19 protein-coding genes are annotated in these 26,549 nt (G+C 69.2%); 9 read left to right on the forward strand and 10 right to left on the reverse strand.

Going from position 1 to position 26,549, the window contains the following annotated elements; genetic code table 11:
• Positions 1-3 precede the first annotated feature (3 nt).
• From ACYVO7_RS13420 to ACYVO7_RS13465, 10 genes are all read right to left on the reverse strand, one after another.
• Complete coding sequence (locus tag ACYVO7_RS13420; RefSeq protein ID WP_460450331.1) at positions 4-1,656, reverse strand: caspase family protein; 1,653 nt, start codon at positions 1,654-1,656, stop codon at positions 4-6.
• A 94-nt stretch (positions 1,657-1,750) separates the two neighbouring features.
• Positions 1,751-3,475 carry a serine/threonine-protein kinase gene (locus ACYVO7_RS13425; protein WP_460450332.1) on the reverse strand — a complete coding sequence of 575 codons (1,725 nt, stop codon included), beginning with the start codon at positions 3,473-3,475 and terminating at the stop codon, positions 1,751-1,753.
• Positions 3,472-4,260 carry a PP2C family protein-serine/threonine phosphatase gene (locus ACYVO7_RS13430; RefSeq protein ID WP_460450333.1) on the reverse strand — a complete coding sequence of 263 codons (789 nt, stop codon included), beginning with the start codon at positions 4,258-4,260 and terminating at the stop codon, positions 3,472-3,474. The genes ACYVO7_RS13425 and ACYVO7_RS13430 overlap by 4 nt, the downstream gene beginning before the upstream one ends.
• Positions 4,257-4,946 (reverse strand): type VI secretion system-associated protein TagF, encoded by a 690-nt coding sequence (gene tagF, locus ACYVO7_RS13435; protein ID WP_460450334.1) that lies wholly within the window; start codon positions 4,944-4,946, stop codon positions 4,257-4,259. Before tagF ends, ACYVO7_RS13430 begins: the two co-directional genes overlap by 4 nt.
• Before the next feature lies 1 nt (position 4,947).
• Positions 4,948-8,472, reverse strand: coding sequence for a type VI secretion system membrane subunit TssM (gene tssM / locus ACYVO7_RS13440; RefSeq protein WP_460450335.1), 3,525 nt, complete (start codon positions 8,470-8,472; stop codon positions 4,948-4,950).
• A 44-nt stretch (positions 8,473-8,516) separates the two neighbouring features.
• Positions 8,517-9,962: a type IVB secretion system protein IcmH/DotU gene (icmH, locus tag ACYVO7_RS13445; protein ID WP_460450336.1), complete on the reverse strand. Its 1,446-nt coding sequence runs from the start codon at positions 9,960-9,962 to the stop codon at positions 8,517-8,519.
• The gene (tssK, locus tag ACYVO7_RS13450; protein WP_460450337.1) at positions 9,959-11,296 is read right to left on the reverse strand and encodes a type VI secretion system baseplate subunit TssK; all 1,338 of its coding nucleotides are present in this window, start codon (positions 11,294-11,296) and stop codon (positions 9,959-9,961) included. The genes icmH and tssK overlap by 4 nt, the downstream gene beginning before the upstream one ends.
• 33 nt (positions 11,297-11,329) lie before the next feature.
• Positions 11,330-12,679, reverse strand: coding sequence for a type VI secretion system-associated FHA domain protein TagH (gene tagH / locus ACYVO7_RS13455; protein WP_460450338.1), 1,350 nt, complete (start codon positions 12,677-12,679; stop codon positions 11,330-11,332).
• A gap of 10 nt (positions 12,680-12,689) precedes the next feature.
• Positions 12,690-13,232 carry a DUF6931 family protein gene (locus ACYVO7_RS13460; protein ID WP_460450339.1) on the reverse strand — a complete coding sequence of 181 codons (543 nt, stop codon included), beginning with the start codon at positions 13,230-13,232 and terminating at the stop codon, positions 12,690-12,692.
• Positions 13,233-13,242: 10 nt separating this feature from the next.
• On the reverse strand, positions 13,243-15,231 hold the full coding sequence (locus ACYVO7_RS13465) for a type VI secretion system Vgr family protein (RefSeq protein ID WP_460450340.1): 1,989 nt from the start codon (positions 15,229-15,231) through the stop codon (positions 13,243-13,245).
• Positions 15,232-15,437: 206 nt separating this feature from the next.
• Between ACYVO7_RS13465 and ACYVO7_RS13470 the strand changes: the two genes are divergently transcribed.
• From ACYVO7_RS13470 to tssH, 9 genes are all read left to right on the forward strand, one after another.
• Positions 15,438-16,802 (forward strand): type VI secretion system protein TssA, encoded by a 1,365-nt coding sequence (locus tag ACYVO7_RS13470; RefSeq protein ID WP_460450341.1) that lies wholly within the window; start codon positions 15,438-15,440, stop codon positions 16,800-16,802.
• Positions 16,803-16,883: 81 nt separating this feature from the next.
• Positions 16,884-17,399: a type VI secretion system contractile sheath small subunit gene (gene tssB, locus ACYVO7_RS13475; RefSeq protein WP_460450342.1), complete on the forward strand. Its 516-nt coding sequence runs from the start codon at positions 16,884-16,886 to the stop codon at positions 17,397-17,399.
• Positions 17,400-17,464: 65 nt separating this feature from the next.
• A complete protein-coding gene (gene tssC / locus ACYVO7_RS13480; protein ID WP_460450343.1) occupies positions 17,465-18,961 on the forward strand; it encodes a type VI secretion system contractile sheath large subunit in 1,497 nt (498 codons plus the stop codon).
• 102 nt (positions 18,962-19,063) lie between these two features.
• Positions 19,064-19,546, forward strand: coding sequence for an Hcp family type VI secretion system effector (locus ACYVO7_RS13485; RefSeq protein WP_460450344.1), 483 nt, complete (start codon positions 19,064-19,066; stop codon positions 19,544-19,546).
• A 124-nt stretch (positions 19,547-19,670) separates the two neighbouring features.
• Positions 19,671-20,171 carry an Hcp family type VI secretion system effector gene (locus ACYVO7_RS13490; protein ID WP_460450345.1) on the forward strand — a complete coding sequence of 167 codons (501 nt, stop codon included), beginning with the start codon at positions 19,671-19,673 and terminating at the stop codon, positions 20,169-20,171.
• Positions 20,172-20,223: 52 nt separating this feature from the next.
• A complete protein-coding gene (gene tssE / locus ACYVO7_RS13495; protein WP_460450346.1) occupies positions 20,224-20,757 on the forward strand; it encodes a type VI secretion system baseplate subunit TssE in 534 nt (177 codons plus the stop codon).
• A gap of 4 nt (positions 20,758-20,761) precedes the next feature.
• Positions 20,762-22,723, forward strand: coding sequence for a type VI secretion system baseplate subunit TssF (tssF, locus tag ACYVO7_RS13500; RefSeq protein WP_460450347.1), 1,962 nt, complete (start codon positions 20,762-20,764; stop codon positions 22,721-22,723).
• On the forward strand, positions 22,720-23,838 hold the full coding sequence (gene tssG / locus ACYVO7_RS13505) for a type VI secretion system baseplate subunit TssG (RefSeq protein ID WP_460450348.1): 1,119 nt from the start codon (positions 22,720-22,722) through the stop codon (positions 23,836-23,838). Before tssF ends, tssG begins: the two co-directional genes overlap by 4 nt.
• Positions 23,839-23,845: 7 nt before the next feature.
• The gene (gene tssH / locus ACYVO7_RS13510; protein ID WP_460450349.1) at positions 23,846-26,491 is read left to right on the forward strand and encodes a type VI secretion system ATPase TssH; all 2,646 of its coding nucleotides are present in this window, start codon (positions 23,846-23,848) and stop codon (positions 26,489-26,491) included.
• Positions 26,492-26,549 lie beyond the last annotated feature (58 nt).

A 26,549-nucleotide genomic window follows, 5' to 3' on the forward strand; every position in this document is an offset into this window, starting at 1 on the left:
GCGTCAGGGCGCGGTGAACAGCCCCGCCGAACCGATCCTGCTGTCCGTGCCGGCCGCCTGGTTCAGCGCTTCCATGACCTTCATCGGGGAACGCCTGCGGTCCAACTGCCGCAGCGCCTGCTCCAGGTCGGGCAGGCGCCGGGGCGAACTGACGACCACGATCTGATCCGCCCCGAAGGGCTCGCGCACCTGCAGCTGCAGGCGATACTGGGCGTCGCTCCTGACCGGCGGATCGGACCCGATCGGGTAGAGCAGCTGGACGGTCCCGTCTCCGGCGACGTTGAAGATCACGAGGCCCCTCGCGCCGACGTCGCCGATCTCCACCTCGACGCGGCTTCCCTTGCGGTGGAGACGGTCGTCCGGAACGATCCTGATGGATTGCGGGGCGTTCGGCGCGCGCTGCTTCAGCCAGCGCAGAAGGGCGGCGCGCTCCACGATGCTGGGGAGATCGTTGCGGTCGACGGTGCGGGCGATCACGTCGCCCCCCGCCAGCACGTCCCGGCTCGCAGGATCCCAGACGAGGTCGGGGCTCGCGCCGGGCTCGACGACCTGGAAGGCCGTCTGGATCGACAGGCCGGCGAAACGCTCGGCCCTGCCGTCCAGCGACGCGATCAGGACGGCGCCCTGCGGCGCCTTGGCGGCGGACGCGGGCCTGACGGCGGCGTCGGCCTGCGGCGGCGGGACGGCGGGCCGCTTGGCGGCGGGCTCCGGCGCCGTCCCCTCGGCCGCCACGGGCCTCACCGCGATGCCGCGCACGATCACCTTGGCGGGGGCCGGGGGAGGGGGCGCATCCACGGCGACGATGCGCTGGCGCTGGTCCGAGAGCTGATACGTCACCCGCCGCGCATATTCGGAGAGCTCGGCCGCGGTGATCGCGCCGTCGCCATCCAGGTCGGCCGCGCCCTGGAGGCCGCGCGCCACGGCGTAGCTCAGGGCGCCGCGCTGACCGACGCCGGGAATCCGGATCTCCGGGACCTTGGACTGCTTGTCGACGGCGGCCAGGAAGGTCGACGACTTGAAGTCCGCCGGCGACATCAGCGCGTCGGCCCTGGTCGAGATGGGCTGGAGGTCGTCGACGATGGGGGTGTATTTGACGCTGCGGTAGACCATCCCGGGGCCGCGCGGATCGACCTCCCGCGCCAGGCCTCCCCCGGAGCACGTGTCGGCGACGAAGACGACGCGGCCGCCTTTGTCCTCGATCAGCTTGATGACGTGTTTGAACTCCTTGTCGAGGATCTTCTCGCCATTCTGGAGACGGTCCTTCGGGTCGAACGCCGGCAGCAGGAACACCTCGTCCATGCCGTCCGGCTCGGAACCCTTGACCCGCTCCGGCTCCTGGGCGCCGTGGCCGGACAGGGTGATGAAGACGGTGTCGCCGGCCTGCGTCCGGGTCACGAGATCCTGGAAGGCGACCAGGATGGAGCCTCGCGTGGCGCTCTCGTCGAGAAGGACGCGGAGGTCGCGCGCGCCGATCGAGCGCAGGCTCGCCTCGAGGTCGCGCGCGTCGGCTGCGGACCCCGTCAGGCGCGGCAGGTTGCGATAGGCGTCGACCCCGATCAGCAGCCCGCGGATCTCGGCGGCTTGCGCATGGTCGCGCCCCGCCGTGGTGACGAGGGCCAGGCCGAAGGCGAAGAGGAACGCGGTCGCGACTCTCATGGCGAAATGCATCGGCGTGGGCCGCCCCCTCTCCGGTGGTCCGCCAGGAGCATCGTGCCATGCCGCGCGGCGGTGCGGGGTGACAAATCGTACATCAGTCCAGCTTGAAGTATTTGACGCCCACTTCGATCCGTCCGGGCGGCGCCTGGGCCGCCTTGCCGTCCGACGCGGCGGGTCCGTCCCGCGTCGCCTGGAGGGCCGAGACGAGTCCCGACACCGGCTGCGTCCCGCCGAGCGAGACCAGGAGCATCGGGCTGGCGCCCTTTCCGCTCTCACGGCTGAGCTGCATGGAGAAGCTCCTGTCGGCCTCGCCGACGAGGCGATCCGTGACGTCGCTGACCCCGCCCGCGTCGTCGACGACGAGGAGCGCCACATGGGCCGGCCCGCCGGCGAGCCTGCCTTCCAGCAGTCCTCCCTGGCTGACGCGCGTGCGGGCGATCGAGAGCCGCGCCACTTCCGCGCCGGCCTTGCGGCGCAGCTCCTGGATGAAGCCGAGCGCCGCGCATTGCCCGGCGGCGACCTGCCCGCCCTCGATGGCGGCCTCGAACCCGTTCGCGGCCTTGAAGGCGCGGTCGAGATCGTGGAAGGGGCGCTCGTCCCGGGCGAAAGCCTCGATGTCGGCCGAGCTGGCCGTCAGGGCGGTCGGCAGCGCCAGGAAGCAGCGTCCGCCGTCATAGTCGCGGATGAAGTCGGCGATGCGTCGCACATCGTCGGACCCGACGGGCGGCGCGCCGACGTCGGGGCTTCCGAGGGTCGGCGCGGGCGGCGGGGTCGGGAATGTCCAGGGATCGTTCGCCTGGAAGACCACGAGCCCGCCGACGGCGAGGACCGCGAGCGCTACCGCCGCGGCCGCCCAGGGCCAGCGGCGCCGGACGCGGGGAGGCTTTAGCGAGACGGATGAGGGGAAGGCGGCCCTGCGGCGAGGGGCGGGCTCCGGGTCCTCGGAGGGGGGCCGGACGGAGGGAGCGGGCGCCGGCGAGGCGCAGGCGGCGACCTCCGCCATGGTGGCGGGCCGGTCCTGCGGATGGGGCTGCAGCATGCGCTCGAGCAGCCCGCGCAGGCGCGGGTCGACGTCGGAGAGATCGGGGAGGCGCCGGCGCTTGTCGACGATGTCGGCCTGGCTTCCGCCCATGTCGATCGGCTTGCCGCGGAGGCACTGCACGATCACGAGCCCCAGGCTGTAGATGTCCGATCGCCCCGTGACCTCGCCGCCGGCGAGGCCGAGCTGCTCGGGCGAGACGTAGTTGTACTTGCCGGCGAAACCGCTGCCGATCACGGTGGCGTCGCCGAGGCGGGTGGAGCGGGCGATCCCGAAGTCGATGATCCGGGCGTGCCCGACATCGCCGTCCTCGATGATGATGTTGTCGGGCGAGACGTCGCGGTGAACGACGCCGCGCTCATGCGCCGCCTGCAGGCCCAGCGCCACCCTGCGCAGCAGGCGGCAGGCTTCGTCCGCGCCGAGCGGGCCGCGCTCCAGGAGCTCCGAAAGCGAGACCCCTTCGACCAGCTCCATCGCCAGGTAGTGGCGCTGCAGCGCAGGGTCCAGCGTGAACACGAAATAGCGGACGATGGCCTCGTGATGCAGCCGGCCGAGCGCCGACGCCTCGCGCCGGAACAGGGCCAGCACCGCCTCGTCCCGGGCCATGTCGGCGCGGACCACCTTGATGGCGACGGCGTCTCCGGTCTCGATGGCGCGCCCGCGATAGACCTCGCCCATGCCGCCCTGTGCGAGAGGGGCGTCGATCTCGTAGATGCCGCTGAGCCGCGTGCCGGCGGGCAGGAAGCCGGGAGCGAGCTGGATCCGCGTGGGGTCCGTCATGACCGATCCCGTGGCGCGGGCCGTGGCTGGCCGGCGGCGACGATCGTCCGCTCCACGGCGGAGCTGCGCACGATCACCACCGTGACGTTGTCGGCGCCGCCGCGCTCGAGCGTGAGGTCCACCAGCGCCGCGCAGGCGTCCTGGGGCGCCCGCGCCGTCGCCCGGGCGGCGATCTCGTCGTCCGCCACATGGGTGGTCAGCCCGTCGCTGCACAACAGGAAGACGTCTCCCGGCTCGATGTCGCCCTGGAGCATGTCCAGGTCGGGGGCGGGGGATGCTCCGATCGCGCGGGTGATGACGTTGCGGCCGGGCCAGGTCCTCGCCTCGTCGTCGGACAGGAGACCCTTGTCGACCATGTCCTGGACCTCGCTATGGTCCCTCGTGAGCTGCGCGGCGGCTCCGGCGCGGATGCGGTAGAGCCGGCTGTCGCCCGCCCACAGGCAGGCGAAATGGCGCCCGGACGCGAGCAGGACGACCACCGTCGCGCCCACGAGGGCGAAGCCGCGGGCCTTCGCGATCGCCCGGATCGCCGCATTGGCGTCGACGAGGCTCTGGCGGCTGGCCGCGAGCAGGCCGGCGGCCGTGGCCGGCGGCCTCACATGCCGAAGCGCCTCGACGATGGCGGCGCTCGCCAGTCCGCCCGCTTCGTGGCCGCCCATCCCGTCCGCGACGCACCAGAGGCCGATCTCCGGCCGCGTCAGGAGATTGTCCTCGTTCTGCGCGCGCACCTTGCCGACATGGGTCGCGGCCCCGGTCTCGAAGCGAAGGTCCTGCAGGCCTGTCATTGGTCGTCGTCCGCTTCTGGACCGGGCTCGCCGAAGCGCCCCGTCAGCATTGCGGCGTAGCGGACCGGGTCCGGCATGCCCCGGACCGCCAGGGCGGCGGGCGGGTAGTCGCGCCCGCCCGTGGTCCACCAGAACGTCATGCCCGCATAGACGTCGCGGGACCCTGCGATGCGGCTCCTGGCGAAGAAATCCGGGAAGCCTGCGTCGACGCGGCCCGCGATCCCGAGGGAGCCGGACGAGACGTCTTCGGGGCGAGCCGACGGCGGAAAGGGGAGGGCCGCCAGGCCGGCGATGGTGGCGTCGAACGGTGCGGCGCTCTCCAGCGTCCCGACGAGGAACTCCTCCAGACGGTCATGCCATCCGGCGGCGTCGTCGAGCTCGGGAGGAGGCTGCGCTTCCCCATCCTCGGCGATCGCCAGCACGGCGAGCGGGAAATAGCGGCCCACCCCGTCCATGGAGGGCATCAGCGCGCCGGAGACGGTCGCGCCGCACAGATCCGCGCCGAGCCAGAAGCGCCAGATCGGGGAGGTGAGGAACGCGTCGCGCCAGCCCTCGGCGAGGAGGAGGCGGCTCGACGCCATGCTGGCCTGGATCCAGGGGTCCCAGACCGACAGGAAGACGCGCGGCGTCCCGATCGCGATGAAGTCGCGCTTGGATTGCAGCTTCCCGAACAGCCCGAAGCGCATGTCAGATCCCCGCGGGGCAGCGAAACTCGCGCAAGGCGGCGAGGGAATAAGGGTTCTGCCGCGACCCGAAGCTGAACTGGTATTGCAACTCGCGGCCGCCCACGATGAAGCTCGCGACGAGCCTCTCGCCCTTCTGCACGGGCGCGCCGGCGTCCAGGAGCCGGAACAGCGACCAGGCGCCCGAGCGCTCCAGAACGGCCGGAGCGGAGGGCGCGGGCTGCGCGCCGCCGAGCAGGGCGGAGGCCGGCGCGTCGTAGGACAGCAGCACCGCGGCGCGGCCGCCCCCGGCCGGCCAGATCATCGCCTGCGGCGAGCCGGCGACGCCGGCCTGGGCGGTCACGACCTGGCCGTTCATCTCGAACTTCGCCGTCACGCCGCTGCCGCTCAGGATCGGCGGATAGACCGTCATGGCGATCTGCGGCTGGGGTCCGCCGCTGAAGAACGTCTCGCGGATCTGCTGCGCGCGCTGGAACTCGCGCAGGAGGCCGGGAGACAGGCTGCCGGTGAGCGGCTGGTCCGCCCGCCATGTCCATGTCGGCTTCGAGGTGTCGGCGTATTTTTGAAGGTAGGTCTGGAAGAACCGGTCCATCACGCCGCCCTGGCCGAAGACGCGGCCGAAATCGGAGAGGGCGATCTCGTTCGCCACGCCGCGCGCGAACGGGTAACGGCCGTTCACGACCTGCTGGCAGGCGCCGGTGACCTGGTCGCCGAGCGCCCGGGCGAGCTGGCCCAGCTCGGAGTTCACGACGTCGGTCTGGAAGGCTGACGCGACGCGCATCAGCTGGTCCTTGAAGGGATCGGGCAGCTGGTTGGCGCTCGACCGGAAGCGCTGCACCTGGGACTGCAGGGCCGCATTGGCCTGGGGAGACTGCCCGGGCACGTTGGCCGAGGTGATCAGGTTGTCGCGGATGTCGCTGAGCTGCGCCACCAGCTCGTCGATCTGCCGGCGCGAGCCCACCGCCTCGACCCAGGCGTGGAACGGCCTGAACTGGGCCTCGATGGCCGCACCGGGCGGCTGGTCCTGGCCCGTGACCAGGCTGGCGGCGGCGGGCTGCGCGGCGCCGGCGTCGGCCGGCTTGGCCCCCGGGCGCTCCCGGGTCAGGGCGGTCTCGTCGCGGATGGATTCAAACAGCGCCTTGAGGGGCGAGTTGGCGGCGGCCGCGGCCGTCAGGGCGAGGTAGCGGGGCTTGTCCGCCGTGAGGCGCCGGATCGTGATCCTGGCGAGCACGGCCCGCCACGTCGCCACGAACTCCTTGCCGTAGAGCGCCAGGAGATCGTTCGGCAGCGTCTTGTACTGGTCGGCGACGGAGGACTGCTCGCCGAGTTCGCCCAGCACCCAGCGCTCCTTGTTGATCCGGTCCGCGATGTCCGGAAGCCGGGCCATGAAGGCGCGCTGGAAGCCCGCATAGGTGAAGAAGCCCGGCGTGCGCAGCGTCTCGACGGGCGCTCCGCCGGCGGCTTCGAAGACGCGCTCGAAATCGGGTCCGCCGGCCCTGGCGGCGCTCCAGTCCGGGATGCTGAGGGACCGGGCCTGGGATTTTAGGAGCTCGTAGGCGCGCTGCGCGACGCTCAGCCGGGCCAGGGTTCGCTGGCTCTCCGCGACCACCGCGCCGCTGACCTGGACCAGCGGCTGGTGGCCTGGCTCGAGGTCGAGCATGGCGTTGAGATGGTCTTCCAGCGCCTTGCGTCCCTCCGCCTGCGCCGGTCCGGGATAGAGGGAGTCCGCCCAATCCTGCCGCTCCCAGGACAGGATGAGCTCGCGGTCGGCCGCGTGCAGTCCGCCAAGCATCATGTAGACCTTGAGGGCTTCGTACACATAGCCGGGATCGCCGGCCCGTTGCTCCAGGACCTCCTCGAGACGGTAAAGCAGCCGGGGCCGCAGCATCCGCTCGAGCGCCAGCCGATAGGCGCTCACGGACGAGGATTCGAGCCGCTCCCACTGGCTGAGGCCGAAGGTCGCCGCAACCGGCACGGGCGCGTCCTTCTGGGCGAAGCCGGTCGGCATGTGGCGCAGCTTCTGCAGCAGGGGCAGGACCTTGCTGAAGTCGCGGTCGGCGACGACGTCTTCTCGCGGGATGGGGCCGCCGGCCGCGGCGAACTCCTTGCCGGCCCCGTCGGTGGCGGCGATGAGCGCGACGTTTCGGTTCCAACTCACCCACCATGCGCCCGCGGCCGTGGCGGCGACGAGCGCGATGGCGGCGAAGGCCATGGCCTTCAGGATCCTCGCCCGGCGCACGGCGCGCGGGTCGGTCGACACCCATGCGGCCTCGCCGATGATCACGTTCTGGATGAGGTCCGACAGGAAATAGCTCTTGCCCAGGCCCGAGAACGCGTTCCCGGCGATCTCCTGCGCGCCGAAATTCTTGCTGAGCGCCACGATCAGCTGGTCGATGGGGGTGCCCTGCTGGGTGCCGGAGGTGAAGTAGAAGCCGCGCAGGGTGGCGTTGACGTGGTAGCGGGTGGGTTCGAAGACGGCGTTCAGGAAGGCGTAGACGGGGCGCTTCAGGGCGGCCATCTGGGCCGGGAAGCCGTAGAGCGCGGCCCGCGTCGCGGGCGCGGGCTCGTCCTGGAGCCGGTCCGGCATGTCGAGATTCAGCCGCTCGATGAGTGCGTCGTACTCGTCCGGGACGTTGCTGACGAGGTTCTTGGTCTTGTCGTTCGTCTGGAAGGTCGCGCCCCAGACCTGGCGGCGGGCCTGCTCGCCGAGGTCGCCGAAATACTCGGTGAAACCGGCGACGAGGTCGCATTTCGTGAAGAGGGCGTAGACGGGAAAATCCACCTTGAGCCGGTCGTGCAGTTCGAGAAGGCGCGCGCGGATGGCCTTGGCGTGGGCCGCGAGCTCCTCGGGATCGAGGCTCAGGACGTCGTGCAGGCTGATCGCCACGATGACGCCGTTGATCGGCTGCCGCGGGCGGTTCTTCTTGAGGATGTCGAGGAAGGCGAGCCAGCTCTGCTTGTCGGACCGGGCGTCTGAGTCCTGCGTGGTGTAGCGGCCGGCGGTGTCGATCAGCACGGCGTCCTCGGTGAACCACCAGTCGCAGTAGCGCGTGCCGCCGACGCCCGCGACGGCGGAGGGCGTGGACTTCCCGGCGAGCGGAAATTTCAGCCCGGAATTGACCAGCGCGGTGGTCTTGCCCGAGCCCGGCGGGCCGATGATGACGTACCAGGGGAGCTCGTAGAGGAAGTCGGCCTTGCCCCCGCTGGCCTGCTTGAGCGTGGCCAGCGCGTCCTTCATGCGTCCGGAAAGCTCCTCCGCGTCGTCCTCCACCGCCTCGCCGGCGATGCCTTCGCCCAGCGCCGCGGCGTTGGCCTTGCGCCGCCAGAGCTTCACTCCCGAAAACGCCGCGAAGGCCGCCACGAGGACGACGATGACGATCTCGCGCACGATGTGGTTTTCGAGCGGACGCCAGCCGCCGAACTCCACATAGGGGCCGGCCAGGTAGATCATGGCCGAGATCGAGCCCAGCCCGACCCCGTAGAGGATGATCCGGAAGACGTCTTTTCCGAGGGCGTCCTTGTTGAACATCGACCTCTGTCCTGAATGCGTCCGGGACGCGGCTGGAGCCTCGATCAATCGATGCGGGTGACGAGGAACTCGACTCGCCTGTTTCGGGCGCGGCCCTCGGCCGTCTTGTTGTCCGCCACGGGATCGTCGGGCCCGCGGCCCTCGGTGGTGATCCGCGACGGGTCGGCGAAAGTCGGCGCGATCAGGGCGGCCGCCGCCCTGGCGCGCTCCACGGACAGTTGCTGATTGTTCTTGAAGCGGTTCGTCGGCGAGAGGGGCTGGTTGTCCGTGTGGCCGACGATCATCACCGGCCCGGCCTCCTTCTCGATGGTCTGGGCGATCCGCATGGCCACCGGCTTGAACTGCGCGAGCACGCTGGCCTGCCCGGACTCGAACATGATGCCGCTGCAGACCCGGATCGCGATCCAGCGGCCGAGGATGTCCGCGCCGAGCGCGCATCCGTCGACGCCCGGCCCCAGCCCGGCGCGGATGCGCTGAAGCTGGGTCAGCGACTGGGCCGGCGGAGTGGGCGGCGAAGCCGGCAGCCTGCGCTGCAGCGAGACCGGCGTGCTGGGCAGCAAGGCGAGATTGGCTTCGGCGACGCGCTCGCTGGCGTCCGCGAGCGTCGCCCGCAAGGCGACGAAGAGCGCGAACAGGCTCAGCGCCGCCACGCCCGCCACGGCCCAGACGGGCACGCGCAGGCGCGAGCCGCGGGCGCCGAGCTCCTGGCCGCGCCAGCGAAGCGAGAGTTCGCGAGGGATCTTGGGGCGGATGCGGCGCAGCGTTTCGTAGAGGTTGCGCTGGATCGTCTGCAGCTGGACGGCGCCGCCGCCGGTCGTCCGGTGCAGGCCCTGGAAGCCGAGCGCCAGGCAGGCGTGCTGGAGTTCCAGCACGTTGTAGTTGGCGGCGGGCTCGTTCTTGAGCCTGTCCAGCTCCTCGAAGAAGCGCACGCCGCCGGTGCGCTCGCCGAAGAAGCGGCTGAGCATGCTGTACTGCGTCCAGACGTGCCGGTCCTCCGTGGGGATGTTCTGCACGATGTCGTCGGCCGTGGCGCAGACGAGGTATTTTGCGACGTTGGCCTGCTCGGGCGGGACGCCGGCGGCGCGGATGTCCTTGTCGAAGAAGGCGATGGCGGCCGCGACCTGCTCCATCAGGCTGGCGAAGGAGGCGCGCACCATGGCGACCCGCAGCCGCCCGAGCAGCAGCAGCAGCGGGCCCGCCGCGCGCATGATGGGGTTGGGATGAGGCGCGGCGAGGTCGTCGAAGCGAAGATCCTCGGCGCGGGGCGTCGCGGATTGGGGCTCCGGCCCCCGGGAGCTGGAGATCCACTCGTCCGCCCCCTCCTTGCCGGCGGCCCTCGGCGTCGGCGCGGGCCGGACGGTCGACGCCGACGGCGAGCGGGACGGGTTCAAGGGCGCGACGGGGGCCGCCGGCAGGCGCTGTCCGGGGTTGGGCCGGATGACGGTCCGCTCCCCGCCGCCCAGGCCGAACGGGTTGTCCTTGTCGCTCATCGCCGATCCTCCAGCACGGCCCAGAGGTCGAGCTCGAGCTCGGGCCACTCACCGGAAAAATGCATGCCGATCGACGCCGCGGTGCTGAATTCGGGCCAGAGGGGAGAGGTCCGGTCCAGGTAGAAATAGACGTGGTCGGTGATGGCGCGGATCTGCGGCGGCGGGGTCGGCAGGTGCACGAGCGGGACGCCCGGCAGGTGGGCGTGCACGATCTCGTTCATCTTGGTGTTCGGCCCGACCTTGAAGAGGTGCGGGAACTGGCCCTGGATCTCGCCCAGGGGCCGGCGCGCGGCGACCTCCAGCACGAGCGTGGCGTTGCGGAACAGCGTGCGGTCGCGGATCGGCGACAGGAACGCGTTCTGGGCTCGCTCGATGATCTCCAGCCGGATGGCGCGGCGCCCCAGCCGGGCGCTGAGGAAGTCCTGCAGGTCGCGCATGACGGGATCGAAGACCTTTTCGAGCTCGTCGTGGTCATAGGCCGGATAGAGCCGGGCCCTTCGCTCCGTGGTGGCGAAGGTCGCCAGTTCTCCGGCCAGGGACACGAGCGCGGTGAACAGCCGTTCCGGATGCACGTAGACGGAGGAGCGGTAGTGCTTCAGCACCGGGATGGTGCGGTTCAGCAGCTGGAGCACGAAGTAATCGACGCTCTGCAGCCCGCCGCCGGCCGTCGGGTCAGCCGCGTAGCGGGCGAGCTCCTCCAGCTTGTTGTCGATCCAGCCGATCACCCGGTCGAGCCAGCCATTGACCACCGGATGGGCCGAGCAGACCAGGATGGGCGGCGCGAACTTCTCGTCGAAGATGATCAGCTTGTCGCGGATCTCGACGATGCGGGCGACCGCGAGGTTAAGGTATTCCGGACGCGGCGTCTTGCGCAGGTCAAAGGCCAGGCGCGGATAGGCGACGTCGATCTCCTCCTCGCTGCGCAACTCGGAGGTGGAATCGATGACCGTCTCCGCCCCTTCGGTGTAGCGGCTGGCGCTTCCGGCCGGCCGATGGTCCACCTCGCGCGTGTTGGACGAGGCGGCCGGCATGGTCAGCCAGACGATCTGGCCGGCGGCGTTGTCCGGCACGTCGATGGGGGCGGGCGGCGGGCTGCCGCCCGGGACGTCGAAGGGGGCGCCGTCCGGCATGACGCCGACGGCCCGGCGGAGCGCGAATTTGCTCTGCTGCGCGAGATCCCGATCGATCTCCAGATGCGAGAAGCCCCAAGGGTAGGGCGAGATGTGCCGGGTCCGGCTCTCGACGAGCCGCTCATGGTACCGGTCGTTCTGCTGCAGATGCTGCGGCCGCAGGAACAGCCCCTCTCTCCACACCACCTTGCTGTGCCAGGACATCGCATTCCTATCATTCGTTCGGCGTGGCGCGACCTAGCCTTTGCTGTCCGGGCCGCGATCATAGATGTCTGCAAACTCCAGCATGAAGACGTCCACCAGGCCGTCCTCGTGCTGCTGCGTCTTGGCCTTCCAACGGGTGACGTAGGCGTCCCACAGCCGCGCCTTGCGGGAGCCGATCATCTCCGAGAGGCCGCCCGACGCCGGGACGGAGGCGGCGATCGCGTCCGGATCGAGATCGGCCGCGAGCGCCCGGACCGCGGCCTGCATGGCCGAGTAGGTCCGCAGCTGGTGCGACTTGAGGTCGGCGAAGCCCTGGGCCAGCGCCCTGCGCGCGTCGAGGTAGCTCTTCGTCGGCGGCCCGAGCATGACGTTCAGCGCGTCTTCGGGCGTCGGCGAGAACTTCAGGGGATTGTTGTCGAGCGGCTGGATCACCGTCTGGGTGACGCTGCGCGAGAGCCTCTTGGCCTCGTTGCGGGCGCCCAGCAGCTGCATCAGGTCGACCACGACGTCGTGGATCAGTTCGCCGGCGAGCTGCGCCAACAGCAAGGCGTCCCGGTCCGCGAACTTGTCCGGAGACAATCCCGCGCCCTGCGCGAACCTGGCGGCGAAGGCCGCCGCGAGGTCCTGGGAGGCGGCGGGCGTCTCGCCGGCCGACGGATTCGGGCTGGCCGCGGCCGCCGGCGCCGGCTGCGGGGCAGGGGCCGGGGCATCGTCCCAGACCGCAGGGGCGGGGGATGTCGGGCGACGCGGCGCTGGGGGGACCGGCGCAGGCTCGACGGGATCCGACGCCCGCGGCGCGGGGGGCGCCCAGGCGAGCGACGGGTCCGTCCGGCTCCAGTCCGGCGCCTCCGCCCGGCGCGCTACGTCCTCGCCGGCGGCCGGGACGTCGTAGAGCGCGGGGCTCCCCATGGCCTGTTCGAGGAAGTCGCTGTGGATTGGGCGGGCCTGGCGCCCCCCGCGCAGCTCCCGCGGGTCCATCGGCGAGGCGACCTCGCCGTCCATCGTCCAGAGATCCTCAGGCTGCGGCGCGGCGCTCCCCCCGGCGCCGGGCTTCGCGTCCTGCTCGTCCTGGACCTCGACGCGGATGATGTACTGGCCGATCGCCAGGCTGTCGCCGGTGCGAAGCCGGTGGGGCGACTGGACCCTGTGCTGGGATCCGTTGAGATAGGTGCCGTTGGTGGAGACGTCGTAGAGCAGGTAGCCGCCGTCCTGGTAGCGCACCTCGCAATGCTTGCCGGAGATGGTTCGGCTCGGGTCGGGCAAGGTCCAGTCGAGGTAGGGGTCCCGGCCGATGTCGATGCCGCGCCGGCCGGCGACGCCGATGCTCAGCGGCCCGCCATCCGGCAGGCTCTCGACGTTCTCGATGGTCAAGGTCAGCGCCATCGTGCCTCGCTCATGTCGCCAACCGGACGCCGGCCTCGAGCGCCGTGCGGCGCCATGCGGTCTGGCGGTCTTGCGCCACCCGCAGGCCGGCGAGCAGGAACACGCAGCGCACGGACCGGGCCGTGAGGTGAGGCGCGGCGGGAGCCGGGCCCAGATCCGGCGGCGCGAGCGTGCGCCCGGCGTAGCCCGCCCCGTAGGCGGCGAAGGTCGCGGGGGAGGTCTGCTGCGCGCCGAGCGCCGTCCGCGCTGCGGCGAAGCGGAGATCCTCGTCGGGGGTCCTCACCCATCGCTCCGCCGCCTCCAGGCAGGCCGTCTCTCCGTCGTCGGGCGAGCCCGGGAGGCTGCGCACGCTCTGGCAGGCCCAGTGCACGGCCTCGCGGCGCGGCAGCAGGTAGGCGACGAAGGAGAGCGCGCCCATGACGTTTCCGGATCCGGCCAGTTCGGCCGCATAGGCCAGGCTCTCCTGCTCCACGACGGGCCCGCCGACATCCGCCACGGCCGTCGGGAAGGCTTCGAACAGGGCCGAGGCGGTCGTGAAGCGAAGCCGGTGCATGCCTTGGACCTCAAAGCGGGATGATCGCGCCGTGCACGAAGAGCACGCCGTTGACGTGCACGCCGCCGCCGGCCGTCAGCATGATCGCGCCGCCGGCCGTGATCGACACCACGCCCCCGGCCGTGACGGTGACGACGGCGCCCACGGCGTCGGTCTGGGCCGCGCCCACGGTCGTGCTCTGGGCTCCGCCCACCGTGGTGCTCTGCGCCGCGCCCACCGTGACGCTCTGGCTGGCCCCGACGACGACGCTGTCGGACACGCCGATCGACGCGCTCCGGTTCAGGCCCACCGTATCCTGCCGGCTCATGCCCACCGTCAGCGTGTCGTTCATGGCGACCGTGGCCTGCCGGTGGCCGGACGCCACGGTCAGCTTGTCGTCGCCCATCAGGAGCGTGGTCTCACGCGACGGCGAGCCCATCGGCGGCTGGAAGCGCTCGCCGATCTTGCGGGTCTCCGCGTGCAGGATCTCCGTGTTGAGGTCCTTCTCGGCGCGGACGTTGATCTCCTCGGATCCCTTCTTGTCCTCGAAGCGGACCTGATTGTGCCCGTTGTGCCCTTTGGACGAATCCGTCTTCACGCCGGACTGGGTCTTGTTGGCCGGGAGGGTCCAGGGGTAGCGGTTGTCGGCGTTGTAGACGCTGCCCACGACGAGCGGCCGGTCGGGATCGCCCTCCAGGAACTCGACGACGACCTCCATGTCGATGCGCGGGATGAACTGGCCGCCCCATCGGGAGCCCGCCCACATCTGGGCCACGCGAAGCCAGCAGGAGCGCTTGTCGTCGCGGTCCCAATGGAACCGGACGCGGATGCGCCCATGGTCGTCGACGTCGATCTCTTCGCCGCTCGTTCCAGGCCGCGCCACGACGCGGGCGGTCTGCGGCCCGTGGACGATCGGCTTCGGCGTCACCATGGGGGCGTGGAACTGCTGGTCCGCGGGCAACATCTCGTAGTCGCCGCGATAGTTCTCGCCGGAGCCGAGGCCCGCGCCGCCCGAGCGGAAGGTCTGGGCGCTGAACTGGTGTCGCGCCCGGAGCACGAGGAAGGACTTGTTCTCGGACGACTTGGGATGATCGGCGAGCGTGAAGCACCCGCCGGGGAAGAGGGACGGGGCCTCGCCGCTGGCGTAGCGCCGCTTGTCGAAGGCCTGCTCGGCGTCGCGCCTGATCTCGGCGTAGCGTTTTCCTTCGCTCTCCTGATCGTATTTGCCGGGATAGTCGTAGACTTCGAGATCGGACTTCGCGTAGCGGGCGCTGGCCTTGGCGGGGCCGATCAGCTTGTTGCCGGGCGTCTTGAAGTTGTAATCGCGCAGCTCGAACTTGCCCGTCCTGAAGCGGCGCTCGGAAGTCCAGTCGAACAGAGCCTCCTCGCGGACATGGCCGGAGGCGGCGACCTTGCTGAACGGCACCCTGGAATGGCCCGGGACGGGCTTGTGGGACGACGGGGCGTCGGCGAGATACAGCGTGTGTTCGCCGTCCGCATGCTGGAAGAAGTAGTAGATTCCTTCCTCTTCCATCAGGCGTGAAACGAAGGCGAGGTCCGTCTCGCGATACTGCACGCAGTATTCGCGCTTGCGGCATTCGCGCGTGGTGGCCGTCTTGTACTGCACGCCCCGCTGCCCAAGGACCTCCTTGATGATCGCAAGGGCGGTCATGTCGTGCCAGATGCGGCAATTGGCGGTGCGCGACAGCAGCCAGAGCGACGGGCGCAGGATCAGCCGGTAGGAATAGAGGTCGTGCACCATGCCGAGCGCCTGGGCCTCGACCAGGACGCCGTCGAAATGACGCTTGGGGCCGGCATAGGCCGCGATGGTCACGCAACAGGAGCGCCCGAGCGCCTTGTCGAAGTCGATGTCGGGGTCGCGGCTCAGCGCGTCGATGCTGAACTCGAAAAGCTCGCTGAGGGCCTCATGCGCCTCGAAGCGCGCGATGGCGAGCTTGTTTCGACCGAGCGGGGTCTGAAGGGACGCGACCCGCTCGTCCTGCGCCAGCTCGTCAGTCATGGCGACCTCGCAGTCAGACACATCATCCAACTCTTCTTGACGTTAACTTATGTGACGCACATAGTCGAGAAGCTCGGCGGTAGGCGGTTCACCGATGAAACCTAGGCCGCTTTGACATGCGAACTTGTGCGTCAGCGCACAATATGAGTCTCCGCCGGTCGTTACGGTGAATATCGTATCGTTTTTTCTTGCCCGGCTGGTTGGCTGTGACCCCGATCGACTACAGAGCGCTGGAACAACCTCTGAAGCCAGGCGATCCGTGTGGTCCGGACCTGGATCTTGAGGGCGATGACGATTACTTGAATTTCTTCGCCGTGCAGGAAGGCGTCATGCCGGCCACGTTCTTCGTGGACGGGCAGCCCTTTGCTTTCGATCCCTCGATCGTCGACGTCGACGAACTGGTCGCCAAGATCGGCGCCCTGCTGTCCAGAACCCGCGACCTGCGGCTCGTCATGCTGCTGGCGAGGCTCTCCATCCTGAACGGGAACCTGGCCGAGTTCAGCCGCTCCGTCGTGGCGGGCGCGCGCATGCTGGAGCTCTTCTGGGACGAGACCCATCCCCGCGCGGAGAACGGGTCGCTGGCGATGCGCGCCGCGACCCTCGGAACGCTGGACGAATCCACGGTGGCGTTCTCGCTTCAATATGTTCGCCTGTGCGAGAGCCGGCGCGCCGGCCCGGTGAACCTGCGCTCCTTTCTCTACGCCCGTCGCGAGGCCGAGCCCCGGCCGGGCGAGGAGACGCCCACCGAGTCGACGATCCTGCAGACGCTGCGGGACGCCGCCGAGCAGACGGCCGCGAGCCGCGCCGCCGTGGAGGCGACGCGGGCCGCGCTCGACAGGATCGGCGCCCTCTGGGCCGAGCGCGCCGACATCCTCACGGCGCCGAGGCTGTCGAACATTCGCGCCGTCCTGACGCGCATCCTCGCCCTCATTGACCTGGCGCTCCCTCCCGAGACGGCGGCCGCCTCCGAGCCCGGCGCGGCGCCCTCGCTCGAGGCGGAGACCGCGTCCGCGCCGCAGGGCGGCGTCGGCTCCGGCGCGCAGGCGGCCGCGGCCCTCCAGGGGGCCTACTCCTATTTCCAGGCCTGCGAGCCTTCGAGCCCCGTCCTGCCCCTGCTGGCCCAGGCCCAGGCGCTCCTGGGCAAGTCCTTCATCGAGGTGCTCCAGATCCTGCTGCCGGACCATGTGGGCTCGGCCGCCTACCAGATCGGCGGCCGCCACGTCTTTCCGCTTCCGGTGGGCCGTCTCGCGGACCTCTCGCCCGCCTCGGAGGCCGCCGACGAGGGCTGGGGCGAGACATCCGCCGAGAGCGAGGCCGACGGCGGCCCGGGCGTGGCCCATGGCGGCGCGCCGGGCGTTCCGGCGGCGCGCGACGGCGCGGCGATCGGGACGCGCGCGCAGGCGCTGGCCGCGCTGGACCAGGTCGCCGCCTGGATGCGGGCGCAGGAACCCTCCAGCCCGGTTCCCTGGCTGATCGAGCGCGCGAGCGCTCTCGCCGGGCGAGACTTTCTCAGCGTGTTGCGGGCGGTTCTGCCGCCCGATGCGCTGAGCGACCTTGATCAGGGGAGCTGATCTCGATTGACGCCGCCAACGCGGGGGTCTCTAATCTTGACCGCGGCGGCGGACTAGACTTCGAACAGGAGTTGGGCAGCCATGGCGTCAGACAGTGGACAACGCTTCATCCGCCGAAACCGGCCTCCGCGCGTTCATATTACTTACGAAAACCCAACCAACGCGGAAGAGAAGATCGAGCTTCCCTTCGTGATGGGCGTGATGGCGGACCTGTCCGGCAATTCTCCCGGGGTGGAGAAGGAGGAGATCGCCAACCGCAAGCTCCTCGATCTCGACATGGACAACTTCGACAAGCGGATGGCCGCGATCGCGCCGGGCGTGACGTTCCGCGTGGCCAACAAGCTGGGCGACCAGGAGGGCGAGCAACTGGGCGTCACTCTCCGCTTCGAGAAGATGGACGACTTCAGCCCCGCCAGCATCGCCAAGCAGGTTCCGGCGCTGAACAAGCTTCTGGAAGCCCGCACCCAGCTGGCGAACCTGATGCGCTACATGGACGGCAAGGTCGCAGCCGAAAGCCAGCTCAAGAAGCTGCTCAGCGATCCCGCCCTGATGGCCGCGCTGCGCGACAAGGCGCCGGAGACCGAGCCCGAGACATAGGCCTCGGCGCCCGGCGCGCCGCATCCACCCCTTATCGCCGCCCCTTCACGACAAGCGAGGCTGCCGTGGCACAACATCGAATCCAGCAGGACAAGGCGCCGGCCGTCGAAACGACGACCGCGGATGAATTCGCCTCCGTGCTGAAGCAGAGCTTCAAGCCCAGAACCGAACGCGCCGCGACGGAAGTCGAGAACGCCGTCACGACGCTCGTCCAACAGGCTCTCGCCGACACGACCCTCATCAAGGACGACGTCCTGGACACGATCACCGAGATGATCGCCCAGATCGACAAGAAATTGTCGGACCAGATGAATGAGATCGTCCACGCCAAGGAATTCCAGCAGCTGGAAAGCGCTTGGCGCGGCCTCCATTACCTGGTCTACAACTCCGAGACCGACGCGCAGCTGAAGATCCGCTTCCTCAACGCGTCGAAATCCGAGCTCCACCGCCACCTGCGCCAGTATCCGAACGCGGCCTGGGACCAGAGCCCGCTGTTCAAGCGCATCTATGAAGAAGAGTTCGGCCAGCTCGGCGGACAACCCTATGGCTGCCTCATCGGCGACTACTATTTCAGCCACCGCGCGACCGACGTGCAGCTGATGCGCGACCTCAGCAAGATCGCCGCGGCGGCCCACGCTCCGTTCTTCGCCGCGGCCGACCCGATCCTGATGGGCATGGACAGCTGGACCGAGCTCGCCAACCCCCGGGACCTCTCCAAGCTGTTCGACACGCCTGACTATGCGGCCTGGAAGAGCCTGCGGGATTCCGACGACGCCAAATATCTGGGGCTATGCCTGCCGCGCGTTCTGTCGCGGCTGCCCTACGGGGCGAAGTCCGACCCGGTGGAGGAGTTCGCCTTCGAGGAGGATACGGACGGGCACAAGGGCGACAAATACGCCTGGATGAACGCCGCCTACGCGATGGCGGCGAACATCAACCGGGCCTTTAAAGAGTATGGCTGGTGCTCCCGCATCCGGGGCGTGCAGTCGGGCGGGGAAGTCCAGAACCTGCCGACGCACACCTTCCCGACCGACGACGGCGGCGTCGACCTGAAATGCCCGACCGAAATCGCCATCAGCGATCGCCGGGAGGCCGAACTCGCCAAGTCCGGGCTGATCCCGCTGATCCATCGCAAGAACACCGACAAGGCGGCCTTCATCGGCGCGCAGTCGGTCTTCCGGCCCAAGGCCTACCAGAACAATCCTGAAGCGACGGCGTCCAGCAACCTGTCGGCCCGGCTGCCCTACATGTTCGCGGTGTGCCGTTTCGCCCATTACTTGAAGTGCATGGTCCGCGACAAGGTCGGGTCCTACAAGGAGCAGGACGAGCTGCAGCGCTGGCTGCACAACTGGATCCAGGACTATGTGGACGGGAACCCCGCGCTGTCGTCGGAGGAGACGAAAGCGCGGAGGCCGCTCGCCGGGGCCGAGATCACCATCGTGCCGAACGAGGAAAATCCCGGCTACTACTCGGCCACCTTCAATCTCCGGCCGCACTTCCAGCTGGAGGGGATGGATATCGGGCTGCGCCTGGTCTCGCGACTTCCTGCGCCTGCAAGTTGATTGTGTGGGCTCGCACAGCTTCCCCAGTCGAATTCCTGAATGATCAAGATGACCTTCTTGGTCGCACCGGACAGCGGCTCAGCCGCAAGACAGGAGTGGAAAATGGCCGTAGACATGTTCCTGAAGCTTGATGGCATCAAGGGCGAGAGCCATGACAGCAAGCATCCGGGCGAGATCGACATACATTCCGTGACGTGGGGCGCCCAGCAGATCGGGTCACACGGAACGGGCGGCGGCGGCGGCAGCGGCAAGGTCCATATCCAGGACATCCACATCACCAAACATGTGGACCGCGCTTCGGCCGACCTCTTCTACAACTGCTGCAGCGGGAAGCACATTCCCAACGGCTACATCACGCTCCGCAAGGCCGGCGACAAGCCGCTCGAGTATTTGAAGATCAAGCTGACGGACGTCCTCGTCAGCGCCGTCAACTACGCCGGCTCCGGGCACGACGACAAGGCGATGGAGACGCTGGCGTTGAACTTCGCCAAGTTCGAGCAGGAATATTTCGAGCAGAAGAAGGACGGCACGGGCGAGACGGCCGGCCGCGTCGGCTGGGACGTGAAGAAGAACGAGAAGGTCTGATCGCCGTCGAGGGGGGCTGGCGGCCACGCGGCCGCGCCCCCTCAAACGGGTTGAGCTCATTCCGGCCTCCTCCGCGGGGCCGGTCCGCCCATGCCGGGCGGGCGCGCTTCAGGCAGGTCGCGACATGACGCAGACGAATTACCAACTGACCATCGAAAGCGTCCGCGGCGAGATGAAGCGCGACGGGAAGACGGACCAGATCGAGGTCCGCTCCTTCGAGTTCGGCGTCGAGGTCGCGCGCGACGGAGCCTCCGGGCAGGCGTCGCAGCGCCGGCGCTATACGGACGTCACCTTCACCAAGCTGGTCGACCGGTCCAGCCCGTCGATCCAGCAATTGCTGGCCACCAACGGCAAGATCAAGAAGGCGACGCTCACCGTGGAGAAGGCGGGCGACAAGGACGCCGACGGAAAGCCCCTGATCTACTACAGGCTCATCCTGTCGGACGCCTATATCTCATCCTACAAGATTTGCGGCGAAGAACTGGACGACGAGTTCGGGACGATCCCCCGTGACGAGTTCTCCATCAATTTCCGCAAGATCGACGTCGAATACACGGAGCAGCATCGCAGCGGCGGCGGGGCCGGCGCGGTCATGTTCAGCGACGAACTCGACTCGAACCGTTGAACTTCGCCGCCGGGGTCGGGGGCCTTCCCGAGACCTGGCCAGGAGCGCTGACATGGTCGACGCCACACGCAAGAACCGGCTCAGCCCTCCCTTGATGTTCGTGTTCAGGGCGGCTCACGCCGCCCGGGACGCCAAGGCCTCGGCCAAGGGACGGCTGAACGCGGCGCGCTCGCGCATGTCGCAGAGGGTGGCCATCACCGAGCGCGACCTGCGGCGGGAGGTCTCGCGCGACCTGGAGACCCTGCTGAACTGCGTGGCGATGGAATCCACCATCGACCTTTCCGACTTCCCGGCCGTGAGGCGGTCGGTGCTGAACTACGGCTTCCCGGACATCGCGCATCGCACGATCGACGAACTGGCGGCCTCCGACCTCGACGTGGAGATCGAGCGCATCCTGCGCCTGTTCGAGCCGCGCCTGCTCACCGCGAGCCTGAGGGTGACGCGCGACAAGTCCGTCGACGAGGACGAGCTGAAGATCCGCTACATCGTCCAGAGCGACCTTCAATGCGAGCCCCTCAACCTCCCGCTGGAATTCGTCGCCGACGTCGACCTGACGACCGGCAAGATCCAGATCGACCGGTTATAGGCCCATGGATCGGGAGTTCCTCGACCTCTACAACCGCGAGCTCGAGCTGCTCTACGAGCATGCGGCCGAATTTTCCGAGGAGTATCCCGGCATCGCCGGGCGGCTCGGGGGCATCCTGCGGGACAGGACGGACCCGATGGTGGCGGGCTTGCTCGAAGGCTCCGCGTTCCTGGCGGCGCGGGTGCAGCTGAAGCTCAAGCACGAGTTCCCGGAGTTCACCAACAACCTTCTCGAGCAGCTGGTCCCGCATTTCCTGGCCCCGACTCCATCCGCGATGCTGGTCGCCGTCGCTCCGCCCTACGGCGACCCGGCCTTGCGCGAGGGGCGCACGATCCCGCGGCGGTCCGCGCTGGACGCGGCCTATGTCGAACTCGAACGCCGGGTCTCGTGCCGGTTCCGGACGACCGCGCCCGTCACGCTGTGGCCGTTCGAGCTCACCGGGGCGGAGTACTTATCCTCGCCCAGCGCCGTGCAGGCCGCAGGCGTTCCGGGCGGGCGAGGCGTGATCGCGGGGCTTCGGCTGTCGCTCACGGTCCGCACCACGGGACGGGTCGAGGACGAGGCGTCGGCCGCCGAGGCCGCGACGCGCCCGGACCACTGGTTCGCCGGTTGCGGCGCGCGCGAGTTGCCGATCCACCTCACGGGGGCCGAGCCCGACTGCGACGCCCTGTGCGAGCAGATCTTGGGGCACTGCCGGGGCGTGTGGTTCCGCTACGCCGATGCGTTCGGCAATCCGGTCGTCACGCCTGCGCCGCAGGGCTCCCTGGACAGCGTGGGCTTCGACGAAGCGGATTCGCTGCTGCCGACGGACAACCGCGTGTTTCGCGGCTTCGATCTCTTGAACGAGTTCTTCGTCTTTCCCCGCAAGTTCCTCGGTTTCACCCTCGGCAAGCTGGACGAGGTCCTGTGCAGGCTGCCGGTGAGGCAGGTCGACGTGATCTTCGGCTTCGACGAGGTCCATGCGCGGCTGTCGGCGGCCGTGCAGCCCGACATGTTCGCCCTTTACGCCGCCCCGGCGGTCAACCTGTTCGAGATGACGACCGACCGGATCCCCGTAAAGGCGAGCCAGTACGAGTTCCAGGTCATCCCGGACCGGAGCCGCTACCTCGATTTCGAGCCGCACCGGATCCTGGACGTCTATGCCCATTATGCGGGAGGCTCGGAGAAAGCGCCGGTGAGGCCGCTCTACTCTCCCGCCAGCGACGGCCGGAGCGCCGGCGAGCTCTGCTACACGCTGCGCCGGCTGCCGAGGCGGCGGACCGGGGAGGAGCGCAAATATGGCGCGACTTCCAACTATGTCGGCTCGGACATGTTCATCTCCATCGGCGAGCCGGCCTTAATGCACGACCGCGCCTCCGTGGCGGAGCTCAGCGTGCGGGCCCTGTGCTCCAACCGGCATCTGACGGAGCACATGCCGGTCAGTCAGGGACAGGCCGACTTCCACCTCGCCGACGACATCACCCTGCAGGTGAGGTGCGTCGCCGGGCCGACGCCGCCGCGCGAGCCGGTGGCGTCGCATCTGCGCAGCCGGACCGAGAACGCGCACACCGGCGTGGTCGTCTGGCGCCTGATCAACATGCTGGCGCTGAACCATCTGGGCCTCGTCGAGCACGGGGCGGGCAAGAACGCGCAGGCCCTGCGGGAGATCCTGTCGATGTTCGCGGACGTCGCGGACAGCGCCGTGGAGCGCCGGATCCGCGGAATCAAGCTGGTCGAGAGCCGCCCGGTGGTCCGTCGCCTGCGGCAGAAGGGCGGCATCGGGCCGGCGCGGGGCGCGGAGATCTCCGTGACCATCGACGACAAGGCCTTCGAGGGCAGCGGAGCCTTCCTGCTCGGCTGCGTCCTCGAGCGCTTCTATTCCGACTACGCCGCCTTCAACCACTTCACCCAGCTCGTGCTGCGCACGGTCGAGCGCGGCGAAATCATGCGGTGGCCGGCCCGCATCGGCTCGAGGCGGCCGCTATGACCTATCTGGAGGAGATGGAGCAGGAGCCGCACCGGTTCGATTTCCTCGACTCCATGCGCCGCATCGAGCGCAGCCTCGGGCTTCGGCAGAGCGCCAGGGGACCCCTGGAGGGGGAACTGGGCCCGGACGGCGAGCCTGAGACGCATGTGGTCGAGCCCCGGCCCCGGATCGGGGACAGCGCGTCCCGGCGGGACGAGGTCATCGTTCTCGATGGAGCCGAGCACCACCTGTCCTATGGCCAGGAGCCGCACCTGGAGTTCCCGGCCTCCAACCTGTCGCGGGTCGAGGTCGAGCGGGACTCCACCCGCAAGCGCATCCTCATCTTCTCCCGCTTCCTCGGCCTCCTCGGACCGCAGGGAGCGCTGCCCCTCGCGGTGACCGAGGAGGCCTTCGCCTATGCGCAGGCGAACGATCACGCCTTCCCGCGCTTCCTCGACCTCTTCAATCACCGCTTCCTGCAACTCTTCTATCGCGCCTGGGCGGACGCGCGCCCGATCGTGCACAACGACAGGCCGGATTTCGACCGCTTCCGCGATTACATCGAGACCGCCATCGGCAGCGGATCGCCGCCCTTTCGCGACGGCGCGCACAAGCCGGACGGCGTGGCGCTCTATGCGGGTCTGCTCGGGCCGAAGGCGAAGTCGGCGTCGCGGCTGCGCAACGCCATCGCCGGCCTCTTCGGCGTCAGGGCGGAAGTCGACGAGTTCATCGGGACATGGCTCGAATTCGAGAAGAGCGAGCGCTCGTTCCTCGGCTCCCGCAACAGCGGCCTCGGCGGCGACCTGCTGCTGGGCCAGTCGTCCTTCAGCGTGCAGGACAAGATCCGGATCCGCATCTTCGTCGACGATCTCGACGCCTATGCGCGCTTCCTGCCGGACGCGCCGACCTGCGAGCGGCTGGTCGACTTCGTCTTCTTCTATCTCGGGGACGAACTGGAGTGGGACGTCGAACTCGCTCTGCCGGCGGCTCGGGTCGAGCCGGTCAGGCTCGGCGCGTCCGGAGCGCTCGGCTGGACCACCTGGATGGCCCCGGATTACGGGCCGGATGAGATCAGGACCGACGCACGCTTCAGCCCGGCCGAACGGGCGGCGAGGCGCCGGCGCACAAGCGAGTGAGGACCCCATGGTCGACATCAGCCTTGAATCGGTCGCCGGAAAACTCAATCGCCCCGCCTATGAGGCGTTCTTCATGGCGCTCCGCCAGGCCAAGAGCCAGGGGGTGCGCAATGTCGAACTCGCCCACTGGCTCCTGCACCTGCTCCAGATGGAGGATCTCGACCTCGGCCTGACGGCCGATTTCTTCAAACTGGACCGGGCGAAGCTCCTGGACGACATCGCCCGCGTGACGGACGGCTTCCGGCGCAACGAGACCGAGATGCCGGGCTTCTCCAACGCGGTCATCGATGTCCTCGATCGCGGCTGGCACTACGCCACGCTGTTCTTCGGCGAGACCCAGATCCGCACGGGCCACATGCTGGTCGGAGGGCTGAAGTCGAACGACCTGCGGCGGGCCTTCCATGCGCTGTCGCGCGAGTTCGAGAAGATCAACGTCGATGTCCTCGCGGCGGAGCACCGCACGATCTGGTCAGGGTCGCAGGAGGAGAATTTGCGGCCGATCGACGGCTCCGGCCTGCGGGCCGCCGGCGCGCCGGGCGCCGAGGGCCCCAAGGGGACGACGGCGCTCGACCGCTTCTCGCAGGACCTGACCGCGAAGGCGGCGGCTGGCGAGATGGACCCGGTGCTCGGGCGCGACGACGAGATCCGCCAGGTCATCGACGTGCTCATGCGCCGGCGCCAGAACAATCCGATCCTGACCGGCGAGGCCGGCGTGGGCAAGACCGCCATCGTGGAGGGCTTCGCCCAGCGCATCGCGTCCGGCGACGTTCCGCCCGCCCTGCAAGGGGTGAGGCTCTGCGTGCTCGATGTGGGGCTGATGCAGGCGGGGGCGTCGATGAAGGGCGAATTCGAGCAGCGCCTGCGCTCGGTGATCGACGAGGTCCAGGCGTCGCCGACGCCCACCATCCTGTTCATCGACGAAGCCCATACGCTGATCGGCGCCGGCGGGCAGGCCGGAACGGGAGACGCGGCCAATCTGCTGAAGCCGGCGCTGGCGCGCGGGACGCTGCGCACCATCGCTGCGACGACCTGGTCCGAATACCGCCAGTATTTCGAAAAAGACCCGGCCCTGACGCGCCGTTTCCAGCCGATCCAGGTCGGGGAGCCCGACGTCGCCACCTGCTGCACCATGCTCCGGGGGCTCATCGGGCCGATGGAAAAGCACCACAAGGTCAGGATTTCGGACGCCGCCATCGTGGCGGCGGTGCAGCTCTCCAGCCGCTATATTCCGGCGCGGCAGCTCCCCGACAAGGCGGTGAGCCTGCTCGACACGTCCTGCGCCCGGGTGGCGATCAGCCAGTCGACGACCCCGGCGTCCATCGCGGACGCCACGGCGGCGATCGAGGCGCTCGAGCAGGAGAAGGCGGCGCTCCTGTCCGACCGCGACCTCGGGTCGCAAAGCGACGAGCGGATCGACGAGATCGACCGCGCGACGGCGCGGATGAAGGAGGAGCTCGCGACGCTCCAGGCCGGCTGGGAGGCGGAGCGGGCGGTCGTCGAGGAGGTGAGGTCGCTGCGCGACATCCTGGCCGATCCGGAGGCGGACGGCGAGGCCGCGCGCGGGAAGCTGAAGGACCAGTTCGCCGCGCTCGAGGGCATCAGCCCGGAAGACCGCATGGTCTACGCCCATGTGGACGAGGCCGCGGTGGCGTCGGTCGTGTCGGACTGGACCGGCATCCCGGTCGGCCGCATGGTGAAGGACGAGATCGAAACCGTCCTTCGCCTCCCGGAGATCCTCAACCGCCGGGTCGTCGGCCAGTCGCACGGGCTGGCGATGATCTCCAAGCGCATCGAGACGAACCGGGCCAGGCTCGACAACCCCAACAAGCCGATCGGCGTCTTCATGCTGTGCGGGCCCTCCGGCGTCGGCAAGACGGAGACCGCGCTGGCGCTGGCGGAGGCGCTGTACGGGGGCGAGCAGAACATCATCACCATCAACATGTCCGAGTTCCAGGAGGCCCATACGGTCTCCACGCTGAAGGGCGCGCCTCCGGGCTATGTGGGCTACGGCGAAGGCGGGCGGCTGACCGAGGCCGTGCGCCGCAAGCCCTACAGCGTCGTCCTGCTCGACGAGGTGGAGAAGGCCCATCCCGACGTGCACGAGCTGTTCTTCCAGGTGTTCGACAAGGGCCAGATGGAGGACGGCACGGGCCGCCGGATCGACTTCAAGAACACGCTCATCATCCTGACGTCGAATGTCGGCACGGACCTCCTGATGGACCTGGCGCAGGACGAAACCTACGTCCACGATCCGGAAGCGCTCGCCTCGGCGTTGAAGCCGGAGCTTCTCAAGGTGTTCCCGCCCGCTCTGCTGGGGCGCATCGTGACCATCCCCTATTACCCGCTCTCGCCGGACATGCTGTCGGGCATCGTTCGCCTCCAGCTCGACCGGATCGGCAAGCGCATCGCGGAGAACCACGGCGCCTCGTTCAGCTATGACGGGGCCGTCGTGGATCACATCGTCTCGCTCTGCAACGATCCGGATTCCGGCGGCCGCGTGATCGACAACATCATCACCAACACGCTGCTGCCGGCCCTGTCGCGCGAGTTCCTGAAGCGCTCTCTCGCCAGGGAGAAGCTGACGCACGCCAGCGTCGCCATGGCGGGACGCGATTTCGCCTATGAGTGGTCCTCGGCCGGGGAGGCGCACTGACGCCAGCGGGCCCGCCGCCTGGTCCGGGGTGCGATAGGGCACTTTCGACCATCCAGGA

The sequence above is a fragment of the Alsobacter sp. SYSU BS001988 genome (assembly GCF_054796215.1).